General features: G+C 63.4%; 14 protein-coding genes and 2 tRNA genes. 1 reads left to right on the plus strand and 15 read right to left on the minus strand.

What is annotated here, in order from left to right; genetic code table 11:
• Positions 1–206: 206 nt before the first annotated feature.
• Complete coding sequence (locus ACEG18_RS02230; protein WP_372541088.1) at positions 207–1,295, plus strand: M24 family metallopeptidase; 1,089 nt, start codon at positions 207–209, stop codon at positions 1,293–1,295.
• Between the two features lie 349 nt (positions 1,296–1,644).
• On the opposite strand, the gene ACEG18_RS02235 is transcribed toward ACEG18_RS02230, so the two are convergent.
• The 15 genes from ACEG18_RS02235 to ACEG18_RS02305 form a co-directional block, all read right to left on the minus strand.
• Positions 1,645–2,988, minus strand: coding sequence for a bifunctional folylpolyglutamate synthase/dihydrofolate synthase (locus tag ACEG18_RS02235; protein ID WP_372541089.1), 1,344 nt, complete (start codon positions 2,986–2,988; stop codon positions 1,645–1,647).
• A 280-nt stretch (positions 2,989–3,268) separates the two neighbouring features.
• Complete coding sequence (locus ACEG18_RS02240; RefSeq protein ID WP_372541090.1) at positions 3,269–5,965, minus strand: valine--tRNA ligase; 2,697 nt, start codon at positions 5,963–5,965, stop codon at positions 3,269–3,271.
• 211 nt (positions 5,966–6,176) lie between these two features.
• Positions 6,177–7,583, minus strand: a complete 1,407-nt coding sequence (clpX, locus tag ACEG18_RS02245; protein WP_372541091.1) for an ATP-dependent Clp protease ATP-binding subunit ClpX — start codon at positions 7,581–7,583, stop codon at positions 6,177–6,179.
• A 1-nt stretch (position 7,584) separates the two neighbouring features.
• On the minus strand, positions 7,585–8,205 hold the full coding sequence (locus ACEG18_RS02250; protein WP_022095182.1) for an ATP-dependent Clp protease proteolytic subunit: 621 nt from the start codon (positions 8,203–8,205) through the stop codon (positions 7,585–7,587).
• A 163-nt stretch (positions 8,206–8,368) separates the two neighbouring features.
• Positions 8,369–9,670 carry a trigger factor gene (tig, locus tag ACEG18_RS02255; RefSeq protein ID WP_372541092.1) on the minus strand — a complete coding sequence of 434 codons (1,302 nt, stop codon included), beginning with the start codon at positions 9,668–9,670 and terminating at the stop codon, positions 8,369–8,371.
• A gap of 88 nt (positions 9,671–9,758) precedes the next feature.
• A tRNA-Leu gene (locus tag ACEG18_RS02260) sits at positions 9,759–9,842 on the minus strand.
• Between the two features lie 140 nt (positions 9,843–9,982).
• A complete protein-coding gene (locus tag ACEG18_RS02265; protein ID WP_372541093.1) occupies positions 9,983–12,814 on the minus strand; it encodes a molybdopterin-dependent oxidoreductase in 2,832 nt (943 codons plus the stop codon).
• Complete coding sequence (locus ACEG18_RS02270; RefSeq protein WP_372541094.1) at positions 12,814–13,716, minus strand: FAD binding domain-containing protein; 903 nt, start codon at positions 13,714–13,716, stop codon at positions 12,814–12,816. Before ACEG18_RS02270 ends, ACEG18_RS02265 begins: the two co-directional genes overlap by 1 nt.
• A gap of 280 nt (positions 13,717–13,996) precedes the next feature.
• Positions 13,997–15,352 carry an NADP-specific glutamate dehydrogenase gene (gene gdhA / locus ACEG18_RS02275; RefSeq protein ID WP_148332129.1) on the minus strand — a complete coding sequence of 452 codons (1,356 nt, stop codon included), beginning with the start codon at positions 15,350–15,352 and terminating at the stop codon, positions 13,997–13,999.
• A gap of 257 nt (positions 15,353–15,609) precedes the next feature.
• Complete coding sequence (locus ACEG18_RS02280; RefSeq protein WP_372541095.1) at positions 15,610–16,005, minus strand: putative Se/S carrier protein; 396 nt, start codon at positions 16,003–16,005, stop codon at positions 15,610–15,612.
• Between the two features lie 15 nt (positions 16,006–16,020).
• Positions 16,021–16,653, minus strand: a complete 633-nt coding sequence (mobA, locus tag ACEG18_RS02285) for a molybdenum cofactor guanylyltransferase (protein ID WP_372541096.1) — start codon at positions 16,651–16,653, stop codon at positions 16,021–16,023.
• 154 nt (positions 16,654–16,807) lie between these two features.
• Positions 16,808–16,904 (minus strand) — tRNA-Sec (locus tag ACEG18_RS02290).
• Between the two features lie 36 nt (positions 16,905–16,940).
• Positions 16,941–18,908: a selenocysteine-specific translation elongation factor gene (selB, locus tag ACEG18_RS02295; RefSeq protein WP_372541097.1), complete on the minus strand. Its 1,968-nt coding sequence runs from the start codon at positions 18,906–18,908 to the stop codon at positions 16,941–16,943.
• Positions 18,905–20,362: an L-seryl-tRNA(Sec) selenium transferase gene (selA, locus tag ACEG18_RS02300; protein ID WP_372541098.1), complete on the minus strand. Its 1,458-nt coding sequence runs from the start codon at positions 20,360–20,362 to the stop codon at positions 18,905–18,907. The genes selB and selA overlap by 4 nt, the downstream gene beginning before the upstream one ends.
• A gap of 52 nt (positions 20,363–20,414) precedes the next feature.
• On the minus strand, positions 20,415–22,532 hold the full coding sequence (locus ACEG18_RS02305) for a molybdopterin-containing oxidoreductase family protein (RefSeq protein WP_372541099.1): 2,118 nt from the start codon (positions 22,530–22,532) through the stop codon (positions 20,415–20,417).
• Between the last annotated feature and the right edge of the window lie 5 nt (positions 22,533–22,537).

The following is a 22,537-nucleotide window of genomic DNA, read 5'->3' on the forward strand; positions in this document are numbered from 1 at the left end:
CCACCATCCGCCCGGTCCTCCTCCGCAGTTGCGGTGAAATACGGACTGTTTTATGGCTTCAGGCCGCTAAACAGTCCGTATTTCACCGCAACTTATGAGGGCGCGCATGGGATGCAAAGGGGTGTCCCGAAGTGCCGGCATAAAAGGAACGTCCCTATGTGCCGGGCTTGGGATACCATGGTGGCACCCTAGCGAAAGGATGTTTCATGGCACATGTCGATGACCAGCGTGTGGCGCGCGTGCTCGATGCGCTCGAGGCTCAGCACCCCGGCGCGCAGCTGCTCGTAAACGACCCGTGGTCGATCTACTATCTGACCGGCTTTTATGCCGATATGTTCGAGCGTTTTTGCGGCGTGCTGCTCGCGCGCGATTGCGAGCCCTTGATCTTGGTCAACGCGCTGCATCAGCTGCCCGAGTATGACAACGCCCGCGTTGCCTACCACACCGATACCGATGTCGTGGCCGACGCCATCGCGAGTGAGATCGACCCGACCAAACCACTCGGTATCGACACCGTCATGCGCTCTGGCTTTTTGATGCCGCTCATGGAGCGCCATGCTGCGAGCGAGTTTTTCCTGGGCGACTTTGCCGTCACCGCCGCGCGCACCTACAAAGACGCCGCCGAGCAGGAGCTCATGCGCGTGTCCTCGGCAGCCAACGACGCCGTGATGGCCGACGCGATCAAACTCGTCCACGAGGGCGTGACGGAGCGCGAAATCGCCGACCAAATGCTCGGCCTGTACCGCAAGCACGGCTGCGAGGGCTTTAGCTTTCCTCCGATCGTGAGCTTTGGCGCCAACGCCGGCGACCCGCATCACGAACCCGACGATACCGTGCTCAAGCATGGCGACGTGGTGCTGTTCGACATTGGCGGACGCCATCGCAACTACTGCTCGGACATGACACGCACGTTCTTTTGGGGCGAGCCGGACGAGGAGACCGCGCACGTCTACGACATCGTGCGCCGCGCCAACGAGGCCGCCGAGGCTCTCATCGAACCGGGCGTGCGCATGTGCGACCTGGACCGCGCCGCACGCGATGTGATTGAAGACGCGGGCTACGGCAAATACTTTACGCATCGCCTGGGCCACTCGATCGGTCTGCAGGACCACGAGCCGGGCGACGTCTCGCTGGTCAACGAGCAGGTCGTGGAGCCGGGCATGACGTTCTCCATCGAACCGGGCATCTATCTCCCCGGCCGCACCGGCGTCCGCATCGAGGACTTGGCCCTAGTTACCAAGTCCGGCGTCGAGATTCTTAACGCCTACCCCCACGATCCGGTCCGCTTAGACTAGGCAATGCGGCAAAGGGGCTGTCCCTTTGCCGCATCACATGAATGCCGCCACAAAAACGGCCTATCTACTACGTTTAGCCCGCGTGGGTCGACCATACCCGTGTTTTCGCAAAACTGGCAAGCCCTTTACCTGCGGTTTTGATTTCGCAATTCTCGGTATGGTCGAGGGTTACCGGTCAAACGTAGTAAATAGGCCCATTTCGTGGCGAGCAAGTCAACTCGAGGCGCAGGGCAGCCAAAAAAGCCCCGTCCCAAATTGACTGCTTTTGAGTTGCGGTGATATACGGACCGTTTGAGGCTTCTGGCTTGTAAAACAGTCCGTATTTCACCGCAACTGATGAGGGGATGGGTTAACGGAGCAGCCCCGCTACTTCGCCGGCTAGGGTGATGGTACCGGCTGCTACGAAAGGCTCGCCCGCGGCATCGAAAGCCGCGAGGGCCTCGGATACGCTGGGGTACACGCCCGCGAGCTTGTCGGCGTCCACCAGGGAGGCAAGCTCCTGTGCGGGCAAGGCGCGATCGGAATCGGTCTGGGTTACGACCACGTGGGGGAACGCCGGAACCAGAACGTCAACGATACCCGCCACGTCCTTATCGGCCAGCGCGGCGCACAGCAGCGTGGGGCGATTCTCTACGCACGAATCGATCTCGTCCAGTGCGCTCACAAAGTTCTCGCAGCTCTGAGGGTTATGACAGGCGTCGATCAGCTTGAGCGGATTGGTTCCCAGCACATCAAAGCGACCCGGCGTGGGGCAGCCCATAAGCGAAGCGTCGAGCGCATCGTGGTCGAGCTCGCGGCCAAGATAGCCCTCGCACAGCATAATCGCGCACGCAGCATTCTGCGGCTGATACGCCGGCTTAACCATACTCGACGTATAGATGGCACGCGGCGTAGTACAGCTAAACTCCACGGTATCGCCTACATGCGCCGGTACCTTGGTCGTGGAATGGCTCACCACCAGCGGCACCACACCGCACTCGCGGCAGCGCGTATCCATTACGCGCTGAACGCTCGGCTCATGCGTGCCCTCGCCCAAAACAACCAATCGCCCAGGCTTAATAACCGCAGCCTTCTCCCCCGCAATGGCCTCGAGCGTATCGCCCAAAATACGTGTGTGATCGAGCCCAATACCCGTAATGGCGACGGCCACGGGATCAGTCGCACTCGTAGCATCCCAGCGTCCGCCCATGCCAACCTCAAGCACGGCAACATCCACGCAAGCCTCGGCAAACACCACAAGTGCAGCAGCCGTCAGCAGGTCAAACGGCGTGATGGTATAGGCGCGCTCCCCCGCCGCCACACGACGGGCATTCACTCGATGCCCCGCCTCAACAGCGGCCGAAACGCCACGGGCGAATGCCTCATCGCTCACGACGCATCCATCGACTTCCATGCGCTCAGGATAGCGTACCAGCTGTGGCGACGTATACAGCGCGGTCTTGAGCCCCTCACCACGAAGAATGGCAGCCGAAAAACGCGTAGTCGAAGTCTTGCCATTGGTACCGGCAACCTGAATGCAATCAAAATATTCGTCCGGACGCCCCAACTCATCGAGCATATCGACAACCGTCTCAAGCAGAGGCCCGGCATCCCCAGAAATCCGCCCCGTATCAGCAGCAAGCCCCACAGCCTCATCAAACGAAAGAAGCTCAAACGAGAACGGCACAGAATACGACCCAGAACGCTTAGCCATAACCCAAAGTCCCCTCAACATAAAAAGAGGCCCGTAACAAACAACGAGCCCCTCCCATTCAAAATATCAGCCAAACACCGCTTTGCAGCGAGATCAAGGCCACAACCAAGCGGCCCTTACATGCCAGATGCAAACAACCACGTAAACAAACTGGGAGCGGCCCGATGCTTTGCTCGCCGCAAGTTCCGCACGCAAAGGACAGCACTTAATGTGCTGTCCGTCTTGCGCAGGACTGTCCGCAGCGGAGAGCAAAGCATCGGGACGCGCCCCCAAGTTAGGTCTACGAGAAGTCAGCAACCTGAGCAGTCAAAGCCGCCAGGATCTCCTTGAGCTCAGCTGCACGGTCCCTCTTCTTCTGGACCACCGCGGGCGCGGCCTTGGCCACAAAGCCCTCGTTGGCGAGCGTCTTCTCGCAGCCAGCGAGCTCCTTCTGCGTCGCGGCAATCTCCTTCTCCAGGCGTGCCTTCTCGGCCGAAAGATCGACCTTGCCCTCGAGCACCACAAAGACCTCGACGCCGCTATCGACCACGGCGATGCTCGCAGCCGGCTTCTCGACGTCGGTACCCATGACCAGCGAAGCCGTGTTGGCCAGCGGCTCGATGGTCGAGCGCAGGCTCTCGAGCTTCTCGACGTCCTCGGCACCGGCGCGCACGACCACGTCGAGCTCGGCCTTGGGGCTCAAACGATAGCGCGAACGCGTGGCGCGGGCGGCGGAAACGACGGTACGGCACAGCTCAAACGCGCGCTCGGCAGGCTCGTCAACGTACTTGGCGTAGTCGGCGGGCTCGGGCCACTTGGCAATCATGAGCGCCTCGGCGCGATTCACGTTACCCTCGGCATCCAGGTCGAGCACGCTCGCCGGCATGTTGTCCCAGATCTCCTCAGTGACAAACGGCATGAGCGGGTGCATCAGGCGAATGGAGGTGTCGAGCACAAAGATCAGGTTGCGCTGGGCCTGCAGACGGTCCTCGCCCTTCAGGCGGGCCTTGGTGACCTCAACGTACCAGTCGCAGACCTCGTTCCAGAAGAACTGCTGCACGCCGCGGGCCATGTCGCCAAAGGTGTAGTTCTCAATACCCTCGGTGACCATCTTGACGGCCTTGGCCAAGCGGCTGAACATCCAGGCGTCGGCCGGCGTCTCCACGACGGGCTCGCCGGGCGTGTAGCCCTCCATGTTCATAAGCAGGAAGCGGCTGGCGTTCCAGATCTTGGTCACAAACGACTTGGCCTGGTCGGTGCGCGGGCTGTCGATGAGCTTCTTGGTCTTCTTATCGATGTTCGCGTCGAACTTGACATCCTGGTTGTTGGTGCACAGCGTGAGCAGGTTGTAACGCATGGCATCGGCGCCGTACATACCGATGAGGTCCATGGGGTCAACGCCGTTGCCCTTGGACTTGGACATGCGGCTGCCGTCCTTGGCAAGGATCGTCGGGTAGATGACGACGTCCTTAAACGGCACCTCGTCCAGGAAGTACAGCGAGCTCATGACCATGCGGGCGACCCACAGCGCGATGATGTCGCGCGCGGTGACCAGCGCCGTCGTGGGGTGATGCCCCTCGAGCAGCTCCGGCTTTTGCGGCCAGCCCTGCGTGGCGAAGGTCCACAGCTGCGAGCTGAACCAGGTGTCCAGCACGTTCTCGTCCTGATGCACGTGATGACCGCCGCACTTGGGGCACACGTCGGTGTCCTCGGTGAGGGCGTCCTCCCAGCCGCAGTCCTCGCAGTAGAACACGGGGATGCGGTGGCCCCACCACAGCTGGCGGCTGATGCACCAGTCCTTGAGGTTCTCCATCCAGGTGGTGTAGGTCTGCGTCCAGCGCGCGGGGTGGAAGGTGACCTTGCCGGAGTTAACGGCGTCGAGTGCCGGCCCCTTGAGCTTGTCGACGGCCACAAACCACTGCTCGGACAGCCACGGCTCCAGCGCGGAGTCGCAACGGTAGCAGTGCATGACGGAGTGGTCGAGCTCTTCGACGTGGTCGAGTAGGTCGTGCTCCTCGAACCACTTGATGACGGCCTCGCGGCACTCGTCGCGGTTCATGCCGGAAAACTCGCCGTAGCCCTCGACGACCACAGCGTGCTCGTCGAAGATGTTGATCTGCGGCAGGTCGTGGGCCTGACCCATAGCGTAATCGTTGGGGTCGTGGGCCGGGGTGACCTTGACAAAGCCGGAACCGAAGTTGGCGTCGACATGCCAATCCTCAAAGATGGGGATCTCGCGGTCGACGATGGGGAGCTTGACGGTCTTACCCACAAAGGCGGCCTTCTCGGGATCCTTCGGGGAGACGGCGACGCCTGTGTCGCCGAGCATGGTCTCGGGGCGCGTAGTGGCGACGACGATATAGTCCTGGCCGTTGACCGGCTCGGTCAGCGGGTAGCGCAGGTGCCACAGGTGGCCCTTCTCGTCCTTGTACTCGGCCTCGTCGTCCGAGATAGCGGTAGTGCAGTTGGGGCACCAGTTGACGATGCGCTTGCCACGGTAGATCAGGCCGTCGTGGTACCAGTCGCAGAAGACCTTACGCACGGCTTGGGCGTAATCCTCGTCCATGGTGAAGCGCTCGTTGTCGAAGTCGACGGAGCAGCCCATGCGCTTGATCTGCTCGACGATGATGCCGCCGTACTCGTGGGTCCAGTCCCAACAGGCGTCGACAAACTTGTCGCGACCGATCTCCAGGCGGCTGATGCCCTCGCTCTTGAGCTTCTTGTCGACCTTAGTCTGCGTGGCGATACCGGCGTGGTCGGTGCCGAGCACCCAGCGCGTGGACTTGCCGCGCATGCGGGCCATACGAACGATGGCGTCCTGGATGGAGTCGTCGGTGGCGTGACCCATATGGAGCTTGCCGGTCACGTTGGGAGGCGGAATGGTGACGGTGCAGTCGCCCACGCCCTCACGGCGCTTGTAGTAGCCGCCGTCAAGCCATTTCTGTAGGATCGCCGGCTCGTTGGTCGACGGATCGTAATTCTTGGGCATCTCTTCCATATATCTCTCCCTTGCCCATTGGGGAGGAATGTAGGCCCGCCAGGGTCTGCATTCCTCCCCTTAGGTATCGATTACTTCAGTCTGATATGACTTCGCTGAGGCTTAAACAAACACACAGAATAACACAGGTAGTTGGGGTTATTGCGCATATATAAAATAGCCTCCGACCGCGGGTGGCCGGAGGCTATTTGCAAGCACGTTTTAGGCTGGTTTACCCGTAGATGCGTTGGGGCTGCTCTTCGCCCTTAACCGCCGCTTCGGTCACGACGACCTTGGCGACGCCCTCCTCGCTGGGAAGGTCGAACATCGTCTGCTGCAGCACGTCCTCGCAGATGGAACGCAGGCCGCGGGCGCCGGTCTTGCGGGCGAGCGCCATGCGGGCGATCTCGTGCAGGGCCGCGTCCTCAAACTCAAGATCGACGTCCTCGAGCTGGAACATCTTGCGGTACTGGCGCACCACGGCGTTCTTGGGCTCGGTCAGAATCGACACCAGGTCGTCCTCGTCGAGCGCCTGCGTCTGGGTGACGACGGGCGTACGGCCCACGAACTCGGGGATCATGCCAAAGGCGTTGAGGTCCTGCGGGAGCACCTGGCGCAGCAGGTCGTTCTCGTCGACCGAGGTAGGACCGGCGATCTCGGAGTTAAAGCCCACGCCCTTGTTGCCCACGCGATCGGCGATGATCTTATCCAGACCCACAAAGGCACCGCCGCAGATGAACAGGATGTTGGTCGTATCGATCTGCAGCAGCTCCTGCTGGGGATGCTTGCGGCCGCCGGTGGGCGGAACGCTTGCCACCGTGCCCTCAAGGATCTTCAGCAGTGCCTGCTGAACGCCCTCGCCCGAAACATCACGGGTAATGGAGAGGTTCTCGGCCTTGCGGGCGATCTTGTCGATCTCGTCCACGTAGATAATGCCCACCTGCGCGCGCTCAATGTCGCCATCGGCAGCATTAATGAGCTTGAGCAGGATGTTCTCCACGTCCTCGCCCACGTAGCCGGCCTCGGTAAGCGCGGTAGCGTCGGCGATGGCAAACGGCACCTCGAGGATGCGCGCGAGCGTCTGGGCGAGCAGGGTCTTGCCGGTACCGGTGGGGCCGAGCAGCAGAATGTTGGACTTGGCGAGCTCTACCTCGTCCATATCGTCGTTGAACTGCGAACCCATGCCGTCGTCAAAGGCAGACACCGCGGCGCCGCCCTCGATCACGCGGCGATAGTGGTTGTACACGGCAACCGACATGGCGCGCTTGGCGTCCTCCTGACCCATAACATAGGCCGAAAGCTCGTCATAGATCTCGTGCGGCGTCGGCACATGCGTAATGACCTGGCGGTCGTCCTCGAGCTCAAAGCCCTCGGTCTCGGGGTCCACGGCGGGCTGGGATGCAGCCTGGCCGTGGTCGTTGAGGAAGCCCGGCAGCTTGCCGTTGCGGGCAGCGTCCATAAAGTCCGAAGCCAGCGACTCCTCAAGGATCTCGGAGCAGGCGGCAACGCACTCGTCGCAGATAAAGATGTTGGTCGGACCCTTAACAAGGCGACGAACCTGTCCCTGCTCTTTTCCGCAGAAGGAGCAGCGGATGGGGTTGCCGTTCTCGTCAAAGTTGTCCTGCATGTTACCTGCCATCCTAGGCATCCTTCGCGGCGAGATCTCGCGAGGTGACGATACGGTCGATCAGGCCGTAGTCGAGGGCCTCGGCAGCGGTCAGGTAGTTGTCGCGCTCGGTATCGGCCTGGACCTTCTCGATGGGCTGGCCCGAGGCGTCGGACAGGATCTGGTTGAGCTCGCGGCGGGTCTTCTTGATCTCCTCGGCCACGATCTCAATCTCGGTCTGCTGGCCCTGCGCACCGCCGCTGGGCTGATGAATCATGACCTTGGAGTGTGGCAGGCAGAAGCGCTTGCCCTTGGCGCCGGCCGAAAGCAGCACGGCGGCCATGGACGCGGCCATACCGACGCAGATGGTGGAGACCTGCGGCTTGATGAAGTTCATGGTGTCCAGAATCGCCAGGCCGGAGTAGACCTCGCCGCCGGGCGAATTGATGTAGAGCGAGATATCCTTCTCGGCATCCTGGCTCTCAAGATGCAGCAGCTGGGCAACGACCAGGTTGGCGCTGACGGAGTTGATCTCCTCGCCCAAAAAGATGATGCGGTCGTTGAGCAGGCGCGAATAGATATCGTAGCTGCGCTCGCCGCGCGGCGTCTGCTCGATAACGTATGGCACGAGGGCGGAATCGAACTTAGCGATCATACGCATCTCCATTTCTCTCTTACGGACCAAATTGGTTCTAGATAAACGTACGGTGCCCGCATGCTATGCATTGGCTGGCACCGTACGAAGCAACCGGATAACCGGTGTATAACTTTACCCCATCACGGGCGCACACATGCGCTCGTGGGAAAGGTGGCGAGAATTACTCGGCGTCCTTGGCGGTCTCGTCGACCTCGGTCACCTTGGCGTTCTCGACCAGGTGGTCGACGGCCTTGGAGCGACGGATGGACTCGCGGACGGCAGGCATGCGGCCATCGGCGATGAACTCGGCCTTAGAAGCCTCGACGTCCTTGACGCCGGCCTTCTCGAACTCGGCGTTGATGTCGTCCTCGGTGACCTCGATCTTGAGCTCACGAGCGAGAGCGTCGAGCGCCAAGGACTCACGGGCAACGTCGTTGGCCTGCTTGTGCAGGTCGCCGATGAACTGCTCCATGGTCAGGCCGGAAGCGGGCAGCCAGGTGTCCAGCGTCATGCCGCGAGCAGCGAGGTTGGACAGGAAGTTCTGGCCAAGCTCCTCAAAGACGGACTGCTCGTAGTCGGCATCCATCTCGTCGAGCTGCAGGCGCTCGGCGAGAGCGGAGACGCAACGGTTCTCCTTCTCGGCCGGGAGGCGGGAAGCCTTGTCCTGCTCGATCTCGAGCTTGATGGCGTCGCGCATAGCGTCGATGCTGTCGAAGCCAAAGTCGGACTTGACGAGCTCGTCGGTGAGCTCGGGGGTGTTGCGGACCTTGATGCCCTTGACGGTGACCTCGACGGTGTGGGTCTCGGCCTCCTCGCCCTCCTCGGCCTCGTCGGTCCAGGTGACGGACTTGACGTCGTCAACGTTGGCGCCGATCAGGGCCCCGTTGAACTCTGCGGGGTTGCTGTCGCTACCGGCGATGAGCATACGGCCCTCGGCGGCGAAGTTATCGGCGTTCTCGACGGCCTTAAGGTCGACGGTCACATAGTCGTCAGCCTCGACGGCACGACCCTCGACGTCCTCGAAGGTGGCACGGTAGTTGAGGAGCATCTCAACTTGGTTGTTGATCTCGGACTCGGTGACCTCCGCAGGGGGCATCTCGATCTCGACAGCGTCGAAGGAGGAGAGCTCAGCGGCGGGACGCAGGGAGAACTCGACGGTGTAGGTGTAGTCCTCGTGATCCTTGGCGAGGTCGAGCTCCTTGTAGTCACCGTTCTTGGTGGGGACGATGTCCAGCTCGTTGAGGACGGCGGGCTCGTTGGCGGCAATCAGGTCGTTGGTGGCCTGAGCGAGGGTAGCCTCGGCGCCAAGAGCGGAATCGATGACCGGACGGGGAGCCTTACCGGCACGGAAGCCCGGGAAGCGGTACTTCTTGGCGGTGTCCTTGTAGGCCTTCTTGATCGCGGCGTCGACGTCGGCGGCCGGGATGGTGACCGTAGCGGTGAGCTTGGCGTCCTTGACGTCAGAAGCGGTGATGTTCAACACGTTCCTCCTCATACTGCCCAGCTTATCTGAGGTGCTGGTACCTTTATGCAACAAAGAGTCGCGACGGCCAGGGCCGACGCAGGTGCGATGGTGCGGGCGAAAGGACTCGAACCTTCACGGGAATCCCACCAGAACCTAAATCTGGCGCGTCTACCAATTCCGCCACGCCCGCATGAGCGCACAGACTAGGAATGATAGCAGATACGAGCGACAAGCGCACGCACACGTTTTACAGGCTCACGACCTCACCACGAGTGCAAAAGGCGGGACGAGTTGCCCCGCCCCGCCCATTACGACTTGTTCGCTGACCCGCTACTCCCCCAGCAGGGCCTTCTCGGGCGTGATGGGCAGCGAGCGAACCTGATGGCCGGTGGCGTGTGCCACGGCCGAGGCCACGGCGGCGAGCGGCGTGTTGATGACGACCTCGCCGATCGACTTGGCGCCAAACGGACCCGTCGGCTCGTAGCTCGGCTCAAAGGCCACGCGAATACTACCAATATCCAAGCGAGTGGGCAGCTTGTAACTCATAAAGTTGCCGGTGCGCAGGCGGCCGCGCTCATCGTGCTCGACAATCTCGTAAAGCGCGTGGCCGATACCCTGGGCAATGCCGCCCTCGGCCTGGACGCGCGCGAGCGCCTCGTTAATCACGGTACCGCAGTCCACGGCCGCCACGTAGTCCACCACGGTCACCTTGCCGGTGGCCTTGTCGACCTCGACCTCGGCAATGCCGGCCATAAACGGCGGAGGCGAAACGGGCAGGCAGGCAGAGGCATGCGAGGTGAGTGCGTCGCCGCCCGCGATGTTCTTGACGCACAAGTTGGCAAAGTCGCGCAGCGTGAGGTAGCGGTTCTGCTCGCGCGCGGCACGCTCGTCGGACAGCCGCACATACTGACCATCAAAGACCACATCGGCGGCGTCCACGTCCCACATCTGGGCGGCCTTGGCGCAAATCTTCTCACGCAGCTCGGTCGCGGCGTTCTTGGCTGCCAGGCCCGTCACGTACGTGCCCGAGCTCGCGTACGAGCCGGCATCGAACGGCGACACGTCGGTGTCCACGCCGCGCACCACGATCAGCGAACTCTCCACGCCCAGCTCCTCGGCGGCAATCTGTGCCAAGATCGTATCGACGCCCATGCCGTTATCGGTGGCGCCGGTGCCGATGGTAATGAAGCCGTCCTCTTCCAGGCGCATGTCGATGCCGGCGATGTCGACATTGGAGATGCCCGAGCCCTGCATGGTGAGCGCGCAACCCAGGGCGCGCACACGGTCGCCCAGGTCCACGGCCAGCGGCTTGTCACGCCAGCCGATCATGTCCATCGCGCGCAGCAAGCAGCGGTCGAGTGCGCAGGCGTTAAGCTTCTCGTTGTAGTACTGCGGCATGATCTCGCCCTCGCGCACGATGTTCTTAAGGCGCAGGTCGGCGGGGTCCATGTGCAGCATGTCGGCGAGCTCGTTGACGGCGCTCTCCACGGCAAACTGGCCCTGGGTGGCACCGTAGCCGCGATACGCGCCGCCGCGGTTGGTATTGGTGTAGACGGCGTCCCAGCTAAAGCGGCTCGCCTTCACATGGTTGTAGATGGGCAGGCTCTTGTGGCCCGAAAGGCCGATCGTCGTGGTAGCGTGCTCGCCGTACGCGCCGGCGTTGGACAGCGTGTGCAGATCGATGGCCGTAATGGTGCCGTCGTTCATGGCGCCCAGCTTAACGGTCATCTGCATCTGGTGGCGCGAGTTGCCCGCGGTGATGGTCTCCTCGCGGGTGTAGCAGCAGTAGCTCGGACGGCCGGTCTGCTGAGTCACGAACGCAACGAAGATCTCGCAGCAGCCCGTCTGCTTGGAGCCAAAGCCGCCACCGATGCGCGGCTTAATGACCTGCACCTGAGACTGCGGAATGTCGAGCGACTGCGCGACCATGCGGCGCACGTGGAAGGGCACCTGCGTGGAGGAGGTCACCGAGATGCGCCCGAACGCGTCGGTCGTCGCGAAGGCGCGGAAGGTTTCCATGGGCGCGGTCTGCGTGGCCTGGCTGGTGTAGGTGCGGGTGAAGACGATGTCGCTCTGAGCGAAGGCCTCGTCCAAGTCGCCAAAGTCGCTGGTACCGCTGCACACCAGGTTGCGCGGAACGTCGCCGCCCTGCGGGAACATAAAGGTCACGTCGCCCTCGGGGTGAACCACGATGTCGTTATCGAGTGCCTGGGTAAAGTCGAGCAGCGGTTCGAGCACCTCGTAGTCGACCTTGATGAGCTTGAGCGCCTTGTCGGCGGCCTCCTCGGTCTCGGCAGCGACAATCGCCACCTCCTCGTTTTGATAGCGCACAAGGTTCTCGAGGATCAGGCGGTCGTAGGGACTCGGCTGCGGATAGCTCTGGCCGGCAATGGTAAAGCGGCGCTTGGGCACGTCCTCGTAGGTGTAAACGCCCACGACGCCGGGCACCTTAAGGGCGCGCGAGGTGTCGATGGAACGGATCTTGGCACGGGCATAGGGGCTGCGCTTGAGTTTGACGATGAGCGCGCCGGCGGGCACCATATCGCCCGTGTAGACGGGACGGCCCTCGAGCAGGGCCTTCGAGTCCTTCTTGGGCTGCTTATGGGTGATCTGCTTGTACGAGACACCGTCGCAGCTGGTGTCGTTGACCGGCAGCTCGGGCATCTCAAAGCCCACCTGCACGCCGGACTCGTTGAGGAAGCGCACGATGGCGCGCAGCTGGCTCTCGTAGCCGCTGCAGCGGCAGAGGTTGCCGGCCAGCTGGCGCGAGAGCTCCTCGCGCGTGGCGACGAGGCTCGGGTCCTCCTTGGCGGCGCGGGCGAGCGCCAGCACGTTCATGATGAGGCCGGGGGCGCAAAAACCGCACTGCTCGGCGCCTTCGGCAGCCATTGCGCGAGCCAGTGCCTCGGACTCGGCCTTGAGACCCTCAAGCGTGGTGATGGTGTGGCCCTCAACGCGGGCGGCGGGAACCGAGCAGCTCAGCACCGGGTCGCCGTCGAGCCACACCGTGCACAAACCGCAGTTGGTGGTTTCGCAGGCGCAGCGCACCGACGCGCAACCCTGCTCGCGCAAAAGCGAAAAGAGCATGGTGTCGGGGGCAATCTGAACCTTGACCTTGCGGCCGTTGAGCGTAAAGGAAAGATCGATGAGTTTGGCAGCCATTAGCGCACCTCGCTAGAATCGACGCCGGGCACGCGGCGGCAGGAATACTCGTCTGTGGCGAACTTAGGGATCTGCACGCCCTCGAGCTCGCGGGCAAGCGCGGCCGAAAGCTCGATGCCGGCGGCGCGGCGCACGGCCTGCACGGCAAGCGGGGCCGAGACGCGGCGGCGGTAGTCGGCCGAGCCCCAGAGGTTAGTGCCGTAGCTCAGCGCGCGTACGGACGCGGCCAGGGCACGCAGCTCGTCCTCGGAAGGCAGCTCGCTAGTAAGGCCACATACCTCGCCCTGCAGCAGGGTCGCGCGCAGCGGACGGGCGCCCACGGTGACATGCCAACTGTTGTCCCACCAGGCAGCGGTAACGTTTAAGGAGGGGAAGTCGGTCGCGGCTTTGCGCACGGCCTCGTAGCTTGCGCGGTAATCGTGCTTAACGACCACCACGTGCTCGATCACGTCGCGCACGTAGCCCGTGTCCACGAACTCGGCGAGCGGCACGCGGCCGGCCCCCGTCAGCTCAACGTACGAATCGAGCGCGAGGAAGGCGGAGAGAACGTCCGAGAAGCCAAAGCGGCCGTAGATGCTGCCGCCCACCGTGGCGGTATTGCGCAGCTGCACGCCCACGATGTCGTGGACGGCGAACTCAAAGACATTGTTGACAAGCGCGTTGAGCCCGGCATGGCGCTCGAGCTGGCGCAGGGTGCACATGGCACCGATGCGAAACTCGGTCTCGGTCTCCTCGATCTGATCGAGTCCGCAGGCCGAAAGGTCAATCGCCGTCGCCACACGACGCGAACCCAGGCGCATCCAGATGCCGCCGCCCACAATCTTGTTGTTGCGGTTCTTCTGCAAGAGCTCATAGGCTTCGGCCGCGTTTCCAACACGGACGTAGGTACCGAACTTGAGCACGTTCTCCCCCATCTCTTCACTTGTCCAGTACTTTTAAGTGTACCAAACGAGGGACCGCAACCTTCCACAGCACAAAAACCTCCCTCCCATCCATAAGTTGCGGTGAAATACGGACTGTTTGTCGGGCTTAGGGCGCCCAACAGTCCGTATTTCACCGCAACTTAAGGGGCGGCCGGCAGAGGGCCGAGGGAAATGATCCGTTTTCCTCCGTCGCATGCGGATCAAAAAAGGCTCCCGGCGTTGAGCCGAGAGCCTCATTACATGCTATGTCAGGCAGGGTTTAGCAGACGCCCTGGGCGAGCATGGCGTCGGCGACCTTCAGGAAGCCGGCGATGTTGGCGCCCATGACGAAGTTGCCCTCCTCGCCGTACTCCTTGGCGGTATCGTCCACGTTGTGGAACATGCCGCGCATGAGCTGCTCGAGCTTGCCGTCGACCTCCTCGAAGGTCCAGGACAGGTGCTCGGCGTTCTGGCTCATCTCCAGGCCGGACACGAGCACGCCACCGGCGTTGGCAGCCTTGCCGGGCATAAAGGCGACGCCGTTCTCCTGGAAGTAGGTCGTGGCCTCGATGGTCGTGGGCATGTTCGCGCCCTCGCCGACCACCTTGCAGCCGTTGGCGACGAGCGCCTGGGCGTCCTCGAGCAGCAGCGTGTTCTCGCGAGCGCAGGGCAGCGCGATGTCGCAGGGAAGCTGCCACACACCGCGGCCGTCACCCTCGTGCCACACGGCATTGGGCTTCTCGTCGACGTACATAGCGAGCGTGACGCCCTTGTCGTGGCCAGAGCGCTTCTTGTTGTAGACATGCTCGAGCACGGTGTAGTCGATGCCGTCGGGATCCTCGACCCAGCCGTGGGTGTCGGAGCAGGCCAGGACTTTGCCGCCGAGCTGGGCGACCTTCTGGACCGCGTAGATAGCGACGTTACCGGAGCCGTGAACGACGACGTTCTTGCCCTCGAAGGACTCGCCGCGGCTCTTGAGGTACTCGTCCACAAAGTAGACCAGACCGTAGCCGGTGGCCTCGGTACGGGCGAGCGAGCCGCCAAAGGAGAGGCCCTTGCCGGTAAGGACGCCGGTCCACTCGTTGGTCAGGCGCTTGTACTGACCGAACATGTAGGCAACCTCGCGGCCGCCAACGCCCAGGTCGCCGGCGGGAACGTCGGTGTTGGGGCCAATGTGGCGATAGAGCTCGGTCATGAAGGACTGGCAGAAATGCATGATCTCGTTGTTGGACTTGCCCTTGGGATCAAAGTCGGAGCCGCCCTTGCCGCCGCCCATGGGAAGGGTGGTCAGGCTGTTCTTGAGGATCTGCTCCAAGCCCAGGAACTTGAGCATGCCAAGGGTGACCGTCGGGTTAAAGCGCAGGCCGCCCTTGTAGGGTCCAATAGCAGAGTTGAACTCGACGCGGTAGCCGCGGTTGACCTGGACCTTGCCCTGGTCATCGACCCAGGGGACACGGAACATAACGATGCGCTCGGGCTCGACGAGGCGCTCAAGCAGGGCGGCCTCCTCGTACTCGGGATGGGCGTCGAGAGCCGGCTGGATGGTGCCGAGGATCTCGGTCGCGGCCTGGATGAACTCAGGCTGCTCGGGATAGCGGGCCTTGAGCTCGTCGAGAACTTTCTGCGTGTAGCTCATGCTTCCTCCAATGATGGGAAACGAAAAGTGTCGGTCGCGGCACCCTGTGCGCCGCGAACTTTATCGTGTATGGATAATATCGCACTGTTGCGGGAAAGTTTCGCATAAGCAGACGAGCAGATGTTTCGTTTTGATTACGATGCAGGTAGAGGCGTTTTTGAGTGCCTGACGTGCAAAACCCGTGTTTCAAACCTGTTTCGTCCACGTGTTCCAAACCACCACATTGAGGACAGGCGCCTTTGTGGTGGTGTTGACGGCTAGAGGATGAGCTGATGATAGTCGGCGGGGGTTATGCGGCCTTCGGTGGCAGCACGGAAGGCGGCGAGCGCATCGCCCGAGAACGGCATGGCCCAGCACAGCCCGCAGCCGGCGGTAATGGAGCCTGGCAAAGGCATAATGCGCCCGGGCACGCCGACATCCAGGCACAGCTGCTCGCATTCCATCACATCAAACGTGCTGTCGAACGACACGATAATCTTGCGTTCGTGGTCGAGGGCATCACCGGACGGGCCGCCGCGGTGTGCCTCACGATACGCCGCGGCGGCCGCTTCCTCTTCCGCGGTATGTCCACAGCCACCGCAACCGCAGGTACAGGGTTCGGACCCGTCACAAGTGCAAGGTTCCCCGGTATCGGGGCAAATATCGTGAGACATGGCAACTCCCATCGTCTAGGCGAGTAACTCGGCCGCCGCAAACTCCTCGGGCGTATTGACGTTCTCGAAGCAGAGCGTCGAGCCCGCGGCCTTAACGATCTGCAGCTCATCCATATAACCAGCCTGAACGCGATTGATCAGGCAGCGAATGCGCTGGCGGTCGCAGGCGAGCAGCTCTTGGGCAACCGGCGCGCACGCGTCACGGCGCCAGACGGCGCAAAGCGGCTCAATCCCCCGCTCCTCGCGCGGCACGCACACATCGAGCGCCTCGGCCTCAACACGATCGGCAAGCGCGCCGATGAGTTCCGGCGAGACAAACGGCATATCGCAGGCGACGATAGCCACGAGCGGCAATCGGGCCGCGGCCAACGAGCTCGCGATGCCGCGCATGGCGCCGGCGGGACCGTCGACGTCCATGACTACGCGAGGGAACAGGCCATCAAACGTGCATCTCTCAAGGTAGACCAGCTCGCTGGGGCGCGAAGTCGTCACGACCAACTCGCCGGCAACTGGCGCCAGCCGGCCCAGCACGCGCTCGATGAGCGGCTCGCCGCAAAACGCCATGCGCGCCTTATCGCAGCCCATGCGCGAGGACAGCCCGCCCGCCTGGACGACACAAGAAAGATCGGCACGTCTTACGGTAGTCATACGGCAAAACACCTCCATCGGCACGTTCAAAACCCGGCGCACGAAGCTAAATACCGCCGCGGAAATAGCGGCGCTACGAAAAGCTCGTGCAAAAACAAAACAGCGCCTTTGCGGCACGCAGCAAGACCGCGAGCACAAAAGCGCTGGTAGCGTATGGCGGGAACGTATGTGAATCGAACACATCCAAGACGTTTTGCACGCCTCGCAACGGTTTTGAGGACCGCGGAGCCCACCGGAGCCCATCCGTTCCCAAGTGCGGCGGTATTTTACCAAACCGAGCGGGCTAGCTAGCGTAGGGACCTCAGGCCGCCGGCTTCCTTGTCGAGCACTGTAAAGCGCACGGCATCCAGGTGCTCCAAGATGCTGATGGCACGTTTGCGGGACACACCGAGGGCCTCGCGCAGGGCGCTCGTGGTGGCAGCGCCCCCGGCAGCCTCGATAGCAGCGGCGACAAGCTCGCGCGCATTCGACTCCACGGTGGCGGACAAGGCAACGTCGCGCTCGACCTTCACGATGGAACGGTTGAGCGAAAGCTCGCGCAGGGCACGCGTCATGGTGTCGCGATCGAGCTGCAACTGCTCGCCCACCTCGGGCAACGTCGGCGCATCGAGGCCAGCTTCGTCCAGCAAGGAAACGATGCGCTCGCAAGCCTCTCGCACCACGCGTGCCGCCGCGGTGGCCGAATGCGGATCGAATACCTCGGCGCCCTCGGCGGCGCACACGCCGCGCGAGCAGCCCTCGTAAATCAGGGCCGCGGCAACGCCTTCATCAGCGGCAGGCCACGCAGCATGGGCAACGGCGCCGGGCGTAAAGCCTGTCTCCTTGGGAGCCGCCGCGTGCATGGCTGACAGGGTCGCCGCCAGTGCATCCATCGCGGCGTCGAGCACCACGGCGTCCGCCAAGAGGTCCGCATCACCCACGGCAAGCTTGCGAACGGAGCCCTGCGCCACCAACCCGCGCAGTGCGGCATCGACCTCGCCGACACCAAGATCCAAAGCCTCGGCAACATCAATCGCCGTAACCGGCAGCGTCTGCAGCGCCAGCCAAGCGCCCACACCGCCCGCGATATTGCCGGACTCGAGCGCCGCAAACAGCGCGCGCTCGCCGGCCGAAAGCTCGCGCGAGCGACGGCAGCGCGAAAGCAGCACGCGCCCGCCGCCAATAAGCATCACGGGCGAATAGGACAGCACCACAACATGGTCCCCGGCTCGCAGCGGCAGCGGCTCCTCCAAGCGCACCTGTACGGTACGGGTCTCGCCCACCGCCATGGGGGCCTCGCCCTCCAAAAGCATGATGCGGCCGACGACCTCGGCCGTGCCGGCCATCACATGCACACGCGCGCCCGACTCGAGCACGCGCGGCTTGGCGCCCTCGCGGCCCAAATACGTAAACGTCATCATAAAACGCATCGTCTGGCCAAAGCGGCCCGCCACACCGAGCATCTCACCGCGATCGAGCGCGGCGACGGCATCGCCCACCAAGTTGAGTGCCACGCGCTGTCCAGGCAGTGCTCGCGGCGTATCGCCATGCACCTGAATCCCGCGCACGCGACAGACCGTGCGCGACGGCAAAGCCATCAGCTCGTCGCCCACCGCAACCGGCGCATCGTGCAGCGTTCCCGTCACGACGGTGCCGACGCCCTTGATCGTAAAGCAGCGGTCAATCGGCAGGCGCGGCGCGGCATCGCTCCGCTCGGCACGCTCGCGACAGGCATCCCAGCGGGCACCCACCTGCTCGTCGAGCACGGCGAGCAGTCGTTCGATCCCCTCGCCTGTCTTGGACGACACAGGCACGATCGGCGCGTCCGCAAACACGGTGTCCGACAAAAAGTCATCGACATCAAGCTCGGCAAGCTCGGTCATCTCGGCATCAGCCAGGTCGCACATCGTCAGCGCGACCACCATATGCGTAACGCCCAGCAGCTCCAGCACATGCACGTGCTCGCGGGTCTGCGGCATCACGCCCTCGACGGCCGAAACCACCAGCACGGCCACGTCGATACCCGTGGCGCCCTGCACCATAGCGCGCAGGTAATGCGCGTGGCCCGGCACGTCGACCAGGCCGACGATCTTGCCACTCGGCAGCGCCAGCTCGCCAAAGCCAAGCTCCACGGTCATACCGCGACGGCGTTCAACCTCCAGACGGTCGGGATTCTTGCCGGTCAGCGCCTCGATCAGCGCCGACTTACCGTGGTCGACGTGGCCCGCCGTGCCAACGATAACGGGACACTCCACCAGCGCCTGAACCTCACTCATCGAACAATCGCCTTCTCAACGCACGCGACGAGCGTCGATGCCGCTGTCTCGATATCGCGCTCGCCCACAAGCGTGCGCACATCAAACAGAATGCGGTCGTGCGAGGCGCGCGTGACGACCGGCGTATCGAAGTCTTGAACGAGCGAGCGTTTGAGCGCATCGACGGACAGGCGCCCGTCGACCGGGCAGACGGCCACGCACATCGTGGGCAGCTCCACGGTGGGCAGCGAGCCACCGCCGGGAGTCGACGACTCCTCGACGATTTCCACCTGAACGGCGCACGGGCAACCCGCCTTATCGAGGCCGGCGACCATACGATCGTGCAGCTTGCGGGCACGACGCTTCAGATGAGCCTGCGGCAGCGTAAGCATGCTGAGCACCGGAATATCGCGATGGGCAACATCGGCGCCGTCCATGTAGATACGCAGCGTGGCCTCGAGCGCCGACAGAGCCAGTTTGCCTGGACGCAGAGCGCGCATGAGCGGATGTGCGCCGCAGGCCTGGACAAGATCGCGGCGGCCCATGATAATACCCGCCTGTGCCGCGCCCAGCAATTTATCGCCCGAGCACGACACCAGATCGAGCCCCGCCGAAACCGAAGCCGGCGTGGTTTCCTCGCCGCCACGAACCAGGATGTCGTCAGGCAACAACGCCCCCGATCCCTGGTCTTCATAGAACAGTAGGCCGTGCTTATGGGCCAGTGCGGCGAGCTCCCTTGAGCTCACTTCCTCGTGAAAGCCCTCGATGCGATAGTTGGAAGGATGGACCTTAAGGATCATCGCCGTATCGGGCGTGATGGCACGCTCGTAGTCGACCAGATGCGTGCGGTTGGTGGCCCCGACCTCGACGAGCTTGGCACCCGAGGCCTCCATGACGTCGGGAATACGGAAGCTGCCGCCGATCTCGACAAGCTCGCCACGGCTGACTATGACCTCTTTGCCCGCGGCATGGGTTGCCAGCACCAGCAGCACCGCAGCGGCGTTGTTGTTGACGACCAGCGCGTCCTCGGCACCGGTGAGCGAGCGGATCAGTTGCGCGGCGTGCTCCTTGCGCGACCCGCGCGAACAGGTGTCGACGCTGTACTCGAGCGTGCTATACCCGCGCGCGACCTCGGCCACGGCCTTGGCGGCCGACTCCGCGAGCGGGGCGCGGCCCAGGTTGGTATGGATAACCACACCAGTGGCGTTGACGGCGGGACGCAGGCTCGGCAGCGCGGAGCGATGCGCACGCCACTCGATGGCCGAGGCCAGCTCGCGCTTGGAACGCGGGACGGCACCGGCGCGAATGGCGGCGCGCTCCTCGTCGAGCTCGGCCGTCACGGCAGCATGGACCACCGCGTCGCAGGTCTCCCCCGCCGCCTTCACCACCGGCCACTCGGCAAGCAGCTCGTTGACGGAAGGAATGGCGCGCAGGCGGGCGCGCACCTCATCGGACATGTTCTGGCTATCGCTCATGTGCGGCCTTTCAAAAGAAACGTGGACCAGTCGAATACATCAGCTGAGTCAATTACTCGTCATTATCCCCGCGCGCGACGATCTTTTCCACGCGAACGGCGTTTTCCTGGGTGAGCGCGGCACCCGTCAACGGGTCCCAACGCAACGGCGTATGGTCGAGCGGGCCCACTCCCAAGGCTTGAGCGCCACCGGCATCGGCGCCAAGCGAACGCCCGCCGGGGGCGGCCGACGTAAAGATGCACGCCGGATGCAGATACGGCGTCGTCTCCACGCGCACGCGATCGCGGCCCAAGTCGCTCACGAGTTCGACGACCTCGCCATTGGCGATACCCATGTGCGCAGCGGCATCGGCATTCATCTGCACGGCATCCAGGTCCGATCCAGCCTCGGCGGCACCTTGGGCTGCAAGCCTTCGCGAGGTATGCGACTCAAAGGGACGGTTGCCGCTAATGAGGCGAAACATCCCCAGGCCCGGCTCCACCATGGGGGCGATCCAGTTGGGTACACGACCCAGGCCGGCTCGTTCCCATACGTCGCTTGCCAGCGCAATTTTGCCGCCATCCAAGGGAATCGCCGGCTCGCCCGTACGCGACGGCAACACAACACCCGTGTCGGCCCAGCCGCGCTCCTTGAGCTCGTCCAGATCGATCCCAAAAGGCGCCACCTGGGCAGCCGGCAGGTCGTCAGACGTAAACTGGAAGTACTCGCCAGCCCCACACGCCTGCGCCAGACCGGCAAAAATCTCCCGACCGGGACGTGTGTCGTCATGCTGCACAGGCAGCACGGCGTTGCGGTAGAACACCCGCGAATCGTTGGCACCCACGACTGTGCCCACACCGCGGTCGGCCTCCAGATACGTCACATCGGGCAGCACGAAGTCAGAAGCGCGCGCTGTCTCGGACCAGCGGATATCAATCGTCACGAGCAAGTCGACCTGCTGCAAAATACCCAACCACGCTCCGGCGTTGCCATAGCCTGCCCCGGGATTGCTGGCATAGACGATGAGCCCACGCAAATCGCCGGCCAGTATCGACTGACCAATGGTCGTGCACAGGCCGCGCACCGGATCGACCAGTGGATAGCGCTCGGACCCCAGCTTGGGCCCACGCGGCACCGGCGGCGTCGCAAAGCGCGTGGGATCGAGGTCGCCCAACACAAGCGGTGTGGGCGGATTGAGCGCGCCGCCCGCATGTCCAATACAGCCCAGCAGCACATCGACCATGCAGATAGCGCGCGCGGTCTGGGTGCTATTGGCATACGCGATACCGATGCCACCATGAAAGCCCGCATCCACCACAGCGGCGGGCGCGGCGGCAGCTAGATCGCGCGCCGTGGCGGCAATCTCTGCGGCCGACACGTCGCACATCGACTCGGCCCACTCGGTCGTCCAAGCACTAGCCGCCTGCGCCAGCTCGTCAAAGCCCGTGGTATAGCGGGTCACGAACTCGTGGTCATACAGGCCCTCGGCAATCAAGACATGGGCAATACCCAACAGCAGCGCCAAGTCGCAGCCCGGGCGCACGCGCAACCAGCGGTCGGCAAGTGCAGCCGAGCCGCTGCGCCGGGGGTCGACCACGATAATCTTCGCCCCACGGCGACGGGCATCGTTGAGCGCGTCAACGGCCCCCATCGTCGACGAATCGACAATGGAACGCCCCAAATACATGATGCAATCGGTATGTGCCAGGTCGGAGGCGGGACTGTAGCCCAGGCTGTGCTCCCAGCCGGTAAGTCGGCTTACCTCGCAGGCACCGTCGGCTCCGTATACGTTGGGCGAGCCCAGCGCATGCATAAAACGAAAGGCCCAGTAGCGGTCGAACGAGGGCACGCCGAGCGTCATACCCAGCGCGCGCGGACCACACTCGTCAATAATCCCCCCAAGGCGCGCTGCGATCTGCGCGAACGCCTCGTCCCACGAAATCGCATCGAACCCCGAGCCATCCTGGCGACGTCGCATGGGGTGCACGATGCGGTCGCGCTCGTCAAACGGCATTGCCAGGCGATGCCGTCCGCGGGCGCACAGGCCACGCGCCGCGCACGGATGCCCCGGCACTGGCAACTCGGCCACCACGCGCCCATCCTCAACATGGGCCGCAAAGGCGCAATCGGCATAGCATCCCCCGCATGTGGTCACCACGACGCGACCGTCACGCTTCACAGCAGATGCCATCTCGA

The sequence above is a fragment of the Collinsella aerofaciens genome, assembly GCF_041537385.1.
GTDB classification, from domain to species: Bacteria; Actinomycetota; Coriobacteriia; order Coriobacteriales; family Coriobacteriaceae; genus Collinsella; species Collinsella aerofaciens_BV.